Origin of the sequence: Stenotrophomonas sp. ATs4 (assembly GCF_051861585.1) — a bacterium.
In the GTDB taxonomy this organism is placed as follows: Bacteria; Pseudomonadota; Gammaproteobacteria; order Xanthomonadales; family Xanthomonadaceae; genus Stenotrophomonas; species Stenotrophomonas maltophilia_AS.
Genome location: NZ_JBLYPK010000006.1, coordinates 136,816 through 148,872, shown reverse-complemented (window position 1 = coordinate 148,872; position 12,057 = coordinate 136,816). Strand labels below are relative to the sequence as shown.

Annotated in this window: 10 protein-coding genes; 5 read left to right on the top strand and 5 right to left on the bottom strand. The window is 67.0% G+C overall.

Going from position 1 to position 12,057, the window contains the following annotated elements; translation table 11 throughout:
- Nucleotides 1-35: 35 nt before the first annotated feature.
- Nucleotides 36-1,184 carry an efflux RND transporter periplasmic adaptor subunit gene (locus ABR323_RS12435; protein WP_439449545.1) on the bottom strand — a complete coding sequence of 383 codons (1,149 nt, stop codon included), beginning with the start codon at nucleotides 1,182-1,184 and terminating at the stop codon, nucleotides 36-38.
- A gap of 129 nt (nucleotides 1,185-1,313) precedes the next feature.
- Here ABR323_RS12435 and ABR323_RS12430 point away from each other — a divergent pair, with 129 nt between their 5' ends.
- Together ABR323_RS12430 and ABR323_RS12425 are read left to right on the top strand one after the other, a co-directional pair.
- A complete protein-coding gene (locus tag ABR323_RS12430) occupies nucleotides 1,314-2,030 on the top strand; it encodes a response regulator (protein WP_206141071.1) in 717 nt (238 codons plus the stop codon).
- Entirely contained in the window at nucleotides 2,030-3,106 is a 1,077-nt protein-coding gene (locus tag ABR323_RS12425) for an ATP-binding protein (protein ID WP_439449544.1), read from the top strand. Before ABR323_RS12430 ends, ABR323_RS12425 begins: the two co-directional genes overlap by 1 nt.
- Here the strand turns inward: ABR323_RS12425 and ABR323_RS12420 are convergent.
- From ABR323_RS12420 to ABR323_RS12410, 3 genes are all read right to left on the bottom strand, one after another.
- Nucleotides 3,084-4,937 carry a DUF7844 domain-containing protein gene (locus tag ABR323_RS12420; protein WP_439449543.1) on the bottom strand — a complete coding sequence of 618 codons (1,854 nt, stop codon included), beginning with the start codon at nucleotides 4,935-4,937 and terminating at the stop codon, nucleotides 3,084-3,086. The two genes, ABR323_RS12425 and ABR323_RS12420, sit on opposite strands and share 23 nt — an antisense overlap.
- Nucleotides 4,938-4,947: 10 nt before the next feature.
- On the bottom strand, nucleotides 4,948-5,247 hold the full coding sequence (locus ABR323_RS12415) for a DUF2388 domain-containing protein (protein WP_135273461.1): 300 nt from the start codon (nucleotides 5,245-5,247) through the stop codon (nucleotides 4,948-4,950).
- 62 nt (nucleotides 5,248-5,309) lie between these two features.
- A complete protein-coding gene (locus ABR323_RS12410; RefSeq protein WP_439449542.1) occupies nucleotides 5,310-6,698 on the bottom strand; it encodes an FAD-binding oxidoreductase in 1,389 nt (462 codons plus the stop codon).
- A 169-nt stretch (nucleotides 6,699-6,867) separates the two neighbouring features.
- On the opposite strand from ABR323_RS12410, the gene serA reads away from it, so the two are divergent.
- Nucleotides 6,868-8,109 (top strand): phosphoglycerate dehydrogenase, encoded by a 1,242-nt coding sequence (gene serA, locus ABR323_RS12405; RefSeq protein WP_439449541.1) that lies wholly within the window; start codon nucleotides 6,868-6,870, stop codon nucleotides 8,107-8,109.
- Between the two features lie 140 nt (nucleotides 8,110-8,249).
- On the opposite strand, the gene ABR323_RS12400 is transcribed toward serA, so the two are convergent.
- Nucleotides 8,250-8,864, bottom strand: a complete 615-nt coding sequence (locus tag ABR323_RS12400) for an NUDIX hydrolase (protein ID WP_439449540.1) — start codon at nucleotides 8,862-8,864, stop codon at nucleotides 8,250-8,252.
- Nucleotides 8,865-8,996: 132 nt separating this feature from the next.
- Between ABR323_RS12400 and ABR323_RS12395 the strand changes: the two genes are divergently transcribed.
- Together ABR323_RS12395 and ABR323_RS12390 are read left to right on the top strand one after the other, a co-directional pair.
- Nucleotides 8,997-10,472 (top strand): amino acid permease, encoded by a 1,476-nt coding sequence (locus ABR323_RS12395; protein ID WP_439449539.1) that lies wholly within the window; start codon nucleotides 8,997-8,999, stop codon nucleotides 10,470-10,472.
- An 82-nt stretch (nucleotides 10,473-10,554) separates the two neighbouring features.
- Nucleotides 10,555-11,982, top strand: coding sequence for an amino acid permease (locus tag ABR323_RS12390; protein WP_439449538.1), 1,428 nt, complete (start codon nucleotides 10,555-10,557; stop codon nucleotides 11,980-11,982).
- Nucleotides 11,983-12,057: the final 75 nt, after the last annotated feature.

The window sequence follows — 12,057 nt, the reverse complement described above, 5'->3', positions numbered from 1 at the left end:
TTGTATTTCCCTGGAGGGACCAGCCCGGTAGAGGCTCAGCCCTTGCTGCCGGCCTGCACCGCACCGGCGCTGGCGACCGGCATCTGCCAATCGCGCGCATCGACCACCACGCCTTCCTGCAGGCGCTCCTGGCCCTCGACCACCACCTTCTCGCCGGCTTTCAGACCCGTGCGCACGAGCCACTGGCGATCAACGCTGCCGTCGACTTCCAGCGTGCGGATCACTGCCTTGCCATCACCACCGATCACCCAGGCATACGCCTGTCCGCCGGCGCTGCGCAGCACGGCCTGCTGCGGCACGGTCAGTGCACTGGCCGGCGCGCCGCGCGGCACTTTCGCGCGCACGTACATTCCCGGCAGCAATTGGCGCTGCGGGTTGTCGACCAGGATGCGCAGGATCACATCACCGGTGCGTGCATCGACGTTGATGCCGGAGAACAGCAGCTGTCCACGCTCGGGCATCGGCTTGCCGGCGGCGCCGATGATCGTTACCGGCAACTCATCGCCACCGGCGGCGCTGCGCTGCAGCGACTCCAGCTGCGCGGCGGGCTGGCGCACATCGACGTAGACCTGGTCGATCTGCTGCACCACCGCCATCGGCTCGGTATCGGCCACGCCGACAAGCGCGCCTTCGGTCACCAGCGTCTGGTCGATGCGGCCGGCAATCGGTGCACTGACCGTGGCATAGCGCAGGTCCAGCTGGCGCCGGGAGAGGATCGCACGCGCCTCGTTGACGGCGGCACGCGCCTGTTCGTACTCGGCACTGGCGTCGTCGCGGTGCTGCTGGCTGACCGCCTGTGCAGCCGCCAGAGCATGCAGCCGCTGTGACTGCACACGACTGCGGCCCAATGCCGCCTCGCTGCGCTGCAGCGCCGCCATTGCCGAATCAACGTCGGCCCGGAATGCGGCCGGGTCGATCTGGAACAGCGCCTGGCCGGCGCTGACTTCGGCGCCCTGGTCGAACAGCCGACGCTGCACGATCCCACCCACCTGGGCACGGATCTGCGCGGTACGCACGGCGGCCACGCGGCCGGGAAGCTCGTCGTCGCGCTGCACCACCTGCGGGCCGACGGTGACCACGCTGACGCGTGGCGTGGCTTCAGGCGTGGCTTCGGGGGTGGAGCAGGCCGTCATGGCCAGGGCGAGGGCCGCGATCAACGCGGCCGGTGTCCTGAAGGTTCTCATTGCTGTGCACAATGCCGCGCAGGCGGCTGATAGGTTCTGAAGCGCAGAGTGTGCGTGGCGATGATGGGGTTTCGATGGAGGAACTGTGGAGATACGATGGAGGCAAGCACCTTAAGGCCCCGCCCCTGCATGCATGCCTCCCCTGCCCTCGCCGCCCTCGTCCTGATCGTCGAGGATGAGGCCGAGATCGCCGACATTCTTACCGCCTACCTGGAACGCGAAGGGCTGCGCACCGTCCGCGCCGCCGATGGCCACAGTGCGCTGGACCTGCATCGCAGCGCCCGCCCCGACCTGGTCCTGCTGGATGTACAGCTGCCGCGCCTGGATGGCTGGAGCGTGCTGACCCAGCTGCGCCAGCGTGGTGAAACGCCGGTGATCATGCTGACCGCGCTGGACCAGGACCTGGACAAACTGACCGCACTGCGCATGGGCGCCGACGACTACGTGGTCAAGCCATTCAATCCAGCGGAGGTGGCAGCACGCGTACGCGCCGTGCTGCGGCGTACGTTGCGCGCCTCGCGCGTGGACGCACCGACCGCGCTGCGCGCAGGCCCGCTGCTGATCGACTCGGCTACCCATGCCGTGCACGTGGAAGGCGATGGTTACAGCCACGAAGTACTGCTCACCCTCACCGAGTTCAAGCTGCTGCATTGCATGGCGCTGGCGCCGACCCGCATCTTCAGCCGCAGTGAACTGATGCACGAATGCCTGCCGGAAAGCGAGGCGCTGGAGCGTACCGTCGACAGCCATGTCAGCAAGCTGCGCCGCAAACTGGACGAAGTAGGCATGGTCAATGTTCCGGCCAGCGTGCGCGGCGTCGGCTACCGGTTGATGGCCGACCGCTGATGGCCCGCCTGCGCCGCTCAGGGCTCAGCCGCCACATCATCGTCTCGATGTCGCTGATGGTGATCGGCGTCATCGTGATGATGATCCTGTCGTCGTGGCTGCTGTATGCGGTGCTGGTCGAGTTCTTCCCCGGCAGCACCGAAGAACCGGAAAGCTGGCTGCCGACCGGGCCGGAGCTGGCGTGGATGGTCGGAGTGATCCTGACCGGCCTGGCCCTGGCCATCGCCGCGTCGTTCCGTCTCGCTCATCGCATCCTTTCGCCCTTGAATTCACTGGTCGACAGCGTGCGCGCGCTCGCTGGCGGTGACCTCGGCGCGCGCGCCAGCGTCGAGGAGAACTCACCGGGCGAAGTGGCCACCCTGGTCGAGGATTTCAATGCAATGGCACGCCGCCTGCAGCACGTGGAGAGCGAGCGTGCGATGTGGCACGCGGCCATTGCCCATGAACTGCGGACCCCGGTGACGATCCTGCGCGGCCGCCTGCAGGGGCTGGCCGAGGGCGTGTTCCAACCGGACGAATCACAGTTCCGCAGCCTGCTGGCGCAGGTCGAGGGGCTGTCGCGCCTGATCGAGGATCTGCGCGTGCTGAGCCTGTCCGACAATGCGCGGCTGGACGTACGCCGCGCGCGCACCGATGTGGTGGCCGAGGTACATTCGGTGATGACCTTGGTCGACCCCCAGTTCCGCGCCGCCGGCTTCGTGCTGGAGCTGGAAACCAGCCGCGAGGAGCATGCCGCCCATTGCGATCCGACCCGGCTGCGCCAGGCGTTGCTGGCATTGCTGGAGAACGCGCGACGCTATGCCAGCCCGGGTAAGGTGCGGATTGCCGTGCACGATACGCCCGGCCATGTGCAGGTGGCGATCGAGGACGAGGGCCCTGGCATCGACCCGGCATTGCACGCCGATATCTTCACTCCGTTCATGCGCGCCGATGGCTCGCGCTCACGCCAGGGCGGTGGCAGCGGGCTCGGCCTGGCGGTGGTCAAGGCCATCGCCGACGCGCACGGCGGCCGTGTCTACTGCACGCCGGGCAGCGCCGGCGGCAGTCGTTTCGTCATCGAACTGCCGCGCCAGTAGCGGGCGTGGCCGCCTGCTTCCGCAGGTGCGCGCCGAGTGCAGCCAGGTTGGCATCGATCGCATCCATCTCGTTCCGCTGGCCAGCCGGCAACTGCCGGCGTAGTTGCACGCGCAGCGCCTGCCAGGCCGGCACCGCCTGGGCGCTGGCGGTGGCAACCGCTGCGGCCAGCACCGCCTGCTCATCGGCCAGCGGCAACCCGTAGCCACCATCCGCCAGCAGCGTACCCGGGCGCAGCCACTGGCCACCCTGCTCAAGCAGCTGGCGCAGTCCGCGCGTCTCGGCGCTGTCCGGCGCCGCAAGCAGGCGTCGTTTCAACGCATCACGCGCGCGCAGCTCGGCGCGGCGCTGTGCGGCCTGTTCCAGCAGCAGCAATCCAGCGCTGGCGCGCAGGTCGCCTTGCATCAGCCACGGCGCACGCCGCTGTGCGGGCAGTTTCAGCCAACCGCGCACATCGCGCACCGGAAGGCCCAGCTGTGCGGCTGCCACGGTGAACAACTGCTGGTAGTGATCGCGCGCCGAGGCAAAGTAGTAGCCCTGCGCCTGCGCTGCATTGCGGTCCGTCAGCACCTGCTCATCCAGCACATGCAGCCGTGCAAGCCGGCGCTTCAGCCCGCGCGGGCTCAGCTGGGCCAGACCAGCCTGGCCCAGGCGCGGCACACCCGCCTGCAGCAGCTTTGCGGTTTCCACCGCACAGTTGTTGCTGACGAAGTAGTAGCGCCCGTCATAGCTCCAGTGCACCTGCGCGGTGCGCTCGAGCAGGCTGGAGATATCATCAGGTTCCAGCTGCAACGGCAGCGACTGCAGACCCCGTAGTTCCACCTTGGTGTACTCGTCCACCACCTGCTGCAACGGCAGCACGAACAGGCGCGACGGGTAGCCACCGGTCAGGCCACGCCAGTTGGAAATCTGCACATCGCCCACGAACGCGCGGAACGACAGCACGCGGTGGTACTCCAGATCCAGACGGCAGTCAGGGCCCGGCGCGCGACCTGGCCGGCAGATCACCAACCGCAGCATGCTGTGGCCCCAGCGGCTCATCGGTTGCGCACTGCCTTCGGCGAACAGATAGTCCACCGCGTAGACACGCGAGGGATCGAGCTGCAGCAGCGACGCAGCGCCTTCTTCCGATTCGGCCTGGAGCAAGGGCAGCGTCGTGGCGCACTGCGGCTGTGGCAGCGAGGGTGGCGTACCAAAGTGAGCCCGGTACCACTGTGCCAGCGCCGGGCGCCGGCAGGCGAACTCACTGTCGAGCACGAAATGCTCGGCGTTCACCGCCAGGTACTCGGCCGGGTCTTTCAGTTCATAGGCATCCGGGCTGCGGTCACGGAAGTCGTTGTCGCCACGGCCGAGATGCCAGGGCTTGCGCTGCCATCCGGCCAGATCGCGCCAACGCGGACTGCGCGACCAGTTCGCGCTGGTACGGTCAGAAACATGGGTCAGTTCGTGTACCAGCGCGCTGCGGCGTGCGCGCCGGGCGCCGGGCGCCGCATCATCCAGCAGCTCGCGACGCAGGGCGATACGCCCGGCGAAAGCGCGGCCATGTACATCGGCCGGCAGGTCATCGCTCCAGCGCACCTGGACCTGTGCCGGCAATGCGCGCAGCAGGCCCTCGGGCAGCAGTGCCTGCACGTCGGCCAGGGTCTGCCTTGCGAGCTGCTGCTGCGTCGGATCGAGACCGGCCGCGTCCAGCTGCAGGCGATCGGCCGCGTGCGCGACGTGAGCGATCAGCAGTAGAGCCACGCCATGCGTGGCTGCTGTGATCGCCCATCTGCGCTTGGCATTCAGCCGAGCATGGCTCGGCTCTACAGAAAGCGATGACGCCGAGGTCATGCAGCCCGGATCAACGCGCCAGCAGCGCGCGGGCCAGTTCCAGGTCACTCTGCTGCTGCGCGGTGGCACTCTGCTCACGCAGGTGGACCAGCGCGGCCTGCAGGCGGGCGCCACGGATCTGGCCATCGCTGGCAACGAACGCGGCAGCATCATCGCGCGCAGCCTGCACCATCTTGTCATCGCCCGAGCTGCTGGCCGAGGAGCCGGAAGAGGCACCGGTGGCCGAGCCGGCCGAGGTACCGGCAAAGCTGGAAGCGAAGCCGGCCAGCGGCAGGGACAGCAGGGCGAGCAGCAGAAGCGGACGGGTCATCGGTTCGAAGCCGGTTGTGAGGATGGGTGGAGCGTAACGGGTGCGTGAAGAATTTGCCCGACTCAAACGTCGAACAGCTTGCCGGGATTCAGCCGCGCTTGGGGATCGAACGCGCGTTTGACCGCCTTCATCAGCGCGATCTCGGCCGGGCCGCGGGTGCTGTCCAGGTAACCCTTCTTGACCAGGCCGATGCCGTGCTCGGCCGAGATGCTGCCATCGAAGCGCGCCAGCACCTGCGCCAACAGCTTGGTCACCTGCTCGCATTGTGTGACGAAATCGGCGTCGCTGGTGTCGTCCGGCTTGAGCACGTTGATGTGCAGGTTGCCGTCGCCGATGTGGCCGAACCAGACCACGTCGAAGTGCGGATAGGCCTGCCCGATCAATGCCTGGGTCTCTGCCAGGAACGCCGGCATCGACGAGATGCGTACCGAGACATCGTTCTTGTACGGCTTGTAGCGCGCCAGCGATTCGGTGATGCCTTCGCGCAGGCGCCACAGCTGGGCGGCCTGGGCGTCGCTGGCACTGATCACGCCGTCGCTGACCCAGCCATTGCCCATGCAGTCCTCGAAGGCCGCCATCGCCGCCGCTTCCTGCGCTTCGTCGTTGGCGGCGAACTCGGTGACCACGTAGTACGGATGCACCTCATCGAACGGCGCCTGTGCGCCATGCGCCAGCACGTGCTCCAGCGCGCGGTCGGTAAAGAATTCAAAGGCCTGCAGCTGCAGGCGCGCGCGGAACGCCGCAAACACCTGCATCAGCACTTCGAAGCTGGGCAGTGCCAGCAGCATCACGTTGCTCGCCGGCGGCGGGTCGGTCAGCTTCACCGTGGCTTCGACGATCACGCCCAGCGTGCCCTCCGAGCCGATCAGCAGCTGGCGGAAGTCATAGCCGCTGGAGTTCTTGATCAGGCCCTTGTTGAGCTCCAGCAGCTCGCCGCTGGCGGTGACCACCTTCAGCCCGGCGATCCACTCGCGGGTGTTGCCGTAGCGGATCACGCGGATGCCACCGGCATTGGTGGCAATGTTGCCGCCGATCGTGCAGGAACCACGTGCGGCGAAATCCACCGGGTAGATCAGGCCGTGGTCCAGCGCGGCGTTGTGCACGGCTTCCAGCGGCATGCCCGCCTGCACCACCAGGGTGCGATCGACCGCGTCGTAGGCCAGCGCCTTGTTCATCCGCTCCAGGCTGAGCACCAGCTCGCCGTTGGCAGCCACCGCGCCACCGGAGAGGCCGGTGCGGCCGCCGGACGGCACCACAGCCACGCCCTCGCCTGCGCTCCAGCGCATCACCGCCTGCACCTCCTCGACCGTGGCCGGCAGTGCGATCGCCAGCGGCGCCGGCGTCCAACGCCGGGTCCAGTCGCGCCCGTAATGCTCCAGGTCGGACGGGTCGGTCTTCAGCTTCAGGCCGGGACAGGCCTGCAGCAGCGAGGCAATGCGGGAATCGGTCATGACGGTCCAGCGCGGTGCGTGAAGAACGGGCAAGCGTGCCAGCGGCACGCGCCAGCGTCCAGCCCCACAGCGCTGCAGATAGCTACGGATGCAACCAATTGCGCACTGCACCATGGGCGCTTCGATCTGGCATAGTGGTCAGCCCCTGTCCCACTGGCCGTGTTGCCCCATGTCGCCGAAGAAGACCTCGTTCCCGAAGCAGGATATCCGCGTGCTGTTGCTGGAGGGGGTCAGCCAGACCGCCGTGGAGGTATTCAGCGCCGCCGGCTACAGCCAGATCGAAGCCCATACCAAGGCACTGCCCGAGGACGAACTGAAGGCGCGCATCGCCGAGGCGCACATTGTCGGCATCCGTTCGCGCACCCAGCTCAGCGCCGAGGTGCTGGCCGAGGCCAAGCGGCTGATGGCGGTGGGCTGCTTCTGCATCGGCACCAACCAGGTCGACCTGGATGCGGCCGAGCTGGCCGGCATCCCGGTGTTCAACGCTCCCTACTCCAACACCCGCAGCGTGGCCGAGCTGGTGATCGCCGAGGCGATCATGCTGACCCGCGGCATCCCGCAGAAGAATGCCGAGTGCCATCGCGGCGGCTGGTCGAAGTCGGCCAACGGCAGCCATGAGGTGCGCGGCAAGGTGCTGGGCATCATCGGCTACGGCCATATCGGCACCCAGGTGGGCGTACTGGCCGAATCGCTGGGCATGCAGGTGATCTTCCACGACGTGGAAACCAAGCTGTCGCTGGGCAATGCGCGCGCGGCGGCCAGCCTGGATGACCTGCTGGCACGCGCCGACATCGTCACCCTGCACGTGCCGGAGACGCCGTCCACGCAATGGATGATCGGCGCTACAGAGCTGGCGAAGATGCGCAGCGGTGCGCACCTGATCAACGCCGCGCGCGGCACCGTGGTCGACATCGACGCGCTGGACGCCGCATTGGCCAGCGGTCACATCGGCGGTGCGGCGCTGGACGTGTTCCCGGTCGAACCGAAGGGCAATGGCGATATCTTCGAATCGCCGCTGACCCGCCACGACAACGTCATCCTCACCCCGCACGTGGGCGGCAGCACGCTGGAGGCACAGGACAACATCGGCATCGAAGTGGCGGCCAAGCTGGTGCGCTACAGCGACAACGGCAGCACCCTGTCAGCGGTCAACTTCCCGGAAGTGACCCTGCCCGAGCACGCCGACAGCCTGCGCCTGCTGCACATCCATCAGAACGTGCCGGGCGTGCTGTCAAAGGTCAACGAGATCTTCTCGCGCCACAACGTCAACATCGACGGCCAGTTCCTGCGCACCGACCCGAAGGTGGGCTACGTGGTGATCGACATCACCGCCAGCGAGGCACAGGCCGCCGCCGTGCGCGACGAGCTGGCCGCGATTGCGGGCACGCTGCGCACGCGCATTCTGTACTGATAAAAGGGCACCACGCCATCCACGCATGGCGTGGATCTACCAGGAGATCGCGCGCCCGGTAGATCCATGCCGCGCGTAGATGACGCAATGTCCAGATGGCCGCAATGCCAGTAGATCCACGCCATGCGTGGATGCGTTTTTCAACGTGCCAACCACCGGCGCGCCATGCGTTGCATCGATTCGTCCGATTCCGGATCGGCCGCGACCTCGGTCACCGGCCGCCAGGCCAGGTCCAGCGATTCCTCGCTGAGCACGAAGGCCTCGCCACCCAGCGCCCGGATCACGAAACGCACGTCGTAGTGCCAGTGCCCCGGCACATCCTTGCGCTCCGGAATCCAATGCTTGTCCAGATCGAAGATGGCCGGGTCTTCCAGCACCAGCCCGCTCAGGCCCGACTCCTCTTCGGCCTCCTTCAGCGCCACCCGGGCCAGGTCGCGGTCGCCGTCGGCGTGGCCGCCCAGCTGCAGCCAGCGCTGCAGCTTGCGGTGGTGGGTCAGCAGCAGGCGTTGGCCATCGGCGCTGACCAGCCAGCAGCTGGCGGTGAAGTGGCCAGCCAGCCGTTCGCGCCGGAACGGATCTTCCGGATCGTCCAGCAATGTGCCGAATTCGGCAGCCAGTGCGTCGTGGGAAGGCTCACGGCGGGCGTAATCCCGCAGCAGACCACGCAGGCGATCGTCAAGCACGGCAAGGGTTTCGGCGGTCTGGCTCATGAATGGGCGGTGTTTGGAAAAATACTGCTCATTATCGCCGTTCATTGTTGCGATTGCGCTTGTGCGTTGGCTTCAGCTTTGGCTAAGGTACAGCGGGCCGTTCGCACGACCTTCACCATTCCAGGCCGCTGGCAACGTATCAGCGGACCACCCAATCCGATCACTAGGAAGTACTGCATGCTGAAAGCTCTGTTGAGGGTCAAGCCGGTCGAACCGGCCGGGCACGTCGATGCCGGCGAACCCATCGAAGGCAGCCTGGATGGCGAAGCCACGTTGAAACGGACCCTCACGGCTAAACACCTGATCCTGCTTGGCGTGGGTGCGGTGATCGGCGCAGGCATCTTCGTGTTGACCGGCCAGGCCGCAGCCAACCACGCCGGCCCCGCCGTCATGCTGTCGTTCGTGATCGCCGGCTTCGCCTGCGCACTGGCGGGCCTGTGCTATGCCGAGTTCGCGGCAATGATGCCGGTCTCCGGCAGCGCCTACTCCTATTCCTACGCCACCCTCGGCGAGGGCATGGCCTGGTTCATCGGCTGGTGCCTGGTGCTGGAGTACCTGTTCGCCTCGGCCTCGGTCGCGGTGGGCTGGTCGGCGTACCTGATCAGCTTCATCACCACTACCCTGCACATGCCGTTCCCGGATGCGCTCAGCGCGGCCCCGATCGCCTGGACCGGCAGCGAGTTCATCGCCTCCGGCAAGCTGTTCAACCTGCCGGCAGTGTTGATCGTGGCAGCGGTCTCCGGCCTGCTGTACGTGGGCGTGACCCAGTCGGCGTTCGTCAACGCCATCATCGTGGCGATCAAGGTCACCGTCATCTGCCTGTTCATCGGCATCGGCGCAGCGCACATCGATCCCGCCAACTGGCAGCCGTTCATCCCGGAAAACACCGGCGTGTCGGGCGAATTCGGCTGGAGCGGCGTGTTCCGCGCGGCCACCATCGTGTTCTTCGCCTACATCGGCTTCGATGCGGTCTCCACGGCTGCCGGTGAAACCAAGGACCCGCAGCGCAACATGCCGATCGGCCTGCTCGGTTCGCTGGCGGTGTGCACCATCGTCTACATCATCGTCTGCGCGGTGCTGACCGGCATGATGCCGTACCACCTGCTGGGCACCGACAAGCCGGTGGCTACCGCACTGGAGCCCTACCCGACCCTGGCCTGGCTGAAGACGCTGGTCGAGATCGGCGCCATCGCCGGCCTGTCCTCGGTGGTGCTGGTGATGATGATGGGCCAGACCCGCATCGCCTACACCATTTCCCGCGACGGCCTGCTGCCGAAGTTCTTCGGCAAGGTCCACGCGCGCTTCCGTACACCGTACGTCGCCACCATCGTGGTCGGCGTGATCGCCGCCGCACTGGCCGGCATGGTGCCGCTGAACGTGCTGGGTGAACTGGTTTCGATGGGCACTCTGCTGGCCTTCGCCACGGTCTGCATCGGCGTCCTGGTGCTGCGCTACAGCCGCCCGGAACTGCACCGTCCGTTCCGTGTGCCGGCCGTGTGGATCATCTGCCCGCTGGGTGCGGCCACCTGCCTGTTCCTGTTCTGGCAGGCGTTCGTGGTGCACTGGCACCTGTTCGTTGGCTGGACCCTGCTCGGCCTGCTGATCTACCTGGGCTACGGCATCCGCAACAGCAAGCTGGCCAAGTCGCCCTGATCCGCCTACGGGCCGGCCTCGCGCCGGCCCGTCCGTTTTCCCTGCGCGCCCCTTGCGGCGCGCTTCGACAAGACCACCACACATGTTCAAGCAACTGTGGGCCACCAAGCACCCGCATGCCGCCCATGAAGACGCCAACGGCCTGAGCCTGCGCCGCCACCTCGGCCCCTGGGGCCTGACCGCCCTCGGTATCGGCGCGGTGATCGGCGGCGGCATCTTCGTCATCACCGGCCAGGCCGCCGCCAATCATGCCGGCCCGGCCATCATGCTGTCGTTCGTGCTGGCCGCCATCTGCTGCGCCTTCTGCGCGCTGGCCTATGCCGAGTTCGCCTCGATGGTGCCGGTCTCCGGCAGCGCCTACACCTATACCTACGCCACGTTCGGCGAGCTCTCGGCCTGGTTCATCGGCTGGATGCTGGTGCTCGAATACGGCGTCTCCGCCTCGGCGGTCGCGGTCAGCTGGACCGGCTACTTCCTCAGCCTGCTCAGCCAGTTCGACATCCATCTACCTTCGGCACTGGTCAGCGCCCCGCTGGACGCACAGCTGCGCCCGACCGGCGCGATCGCCAACCTGCCGGCCGCCGCCCTGGTACTGCTGCTGACCTGGCTGTGCTACGTCGGCATCAGCAAGTCCTCGGCGATGAACATGGCGATGGTCGTGCTCAAGACCGGCCTGATCGTGCTGGTCATCGTGGTCGGCTGGAAGTACGTGGACACCAGCAACTGGACCCCGTTCATCCCGGCCAACGAAGGCCCCGGCAAGTACGGCATGGAAGGCGTGCTGCGCGGTGCGGCGATGGTGTTCTTCGCCTACATCGGCTTCGAGGCGGTGTCGGTGGCGGCGCAGGAATCGAAGAATCCGCAGCGCGACATGCCGTTCGGCATGATGCTGTCGCTGGTGATCTGCACGGTGCTGTACATCGCGATGGCCGCGGTGATGACCGGCCTGGTGCCCTACCAGCTGCTGGGCACCGACGAGCCGGTGGTGACTGCGGTGGCGGCGCATCCGCAGCTGGGCTGGCTGCGCTGGGTGGTCGAGGTCGGCGCACTGGTCGGCTTGTCCTCGGTGGTGCTGGTGATGATCATCGGCCAGCCGCGCATCTTCATGATCATGGGTCGCGACGGCCTGCTGCCGCCGGTGTTCACCAAGATCCACCCGAAGTACCGCACACCGCACATCAACACCGTGATCACCGGCATCGGCATCGCGCTGCTGGCGGCGCTGTTCCCGCTGGACATCCTGGGCGAGCTGACCTCGATGGGCACGCTGATCGCGTTCGCGGCGGTATGTGCTGGCGTGCTGATCCTGCGCCGCACCCAGCCGGACCTGCCGCGCCCGTTCCGCATGCCGATGGCGTGGCTGATCTGCACCTTGGGCGTGCTGAGTTGCCTGGCGCTGTTGTCGGCGATGACGATGCACAACTGGATGCTGATGGGTGTGTGGACGTTCGTCGGCTTCGTGATCTATTTCTGCTATGGGTTCCGGCACAGCCGCCTGCGGGGGAAGTAAGGGGTTTTGCATTGCAGGGCCTGCGGCCCTGCACCCGCCTTTGAAGCCGGAGCAACGGCAACAGCTGGGTTGAGG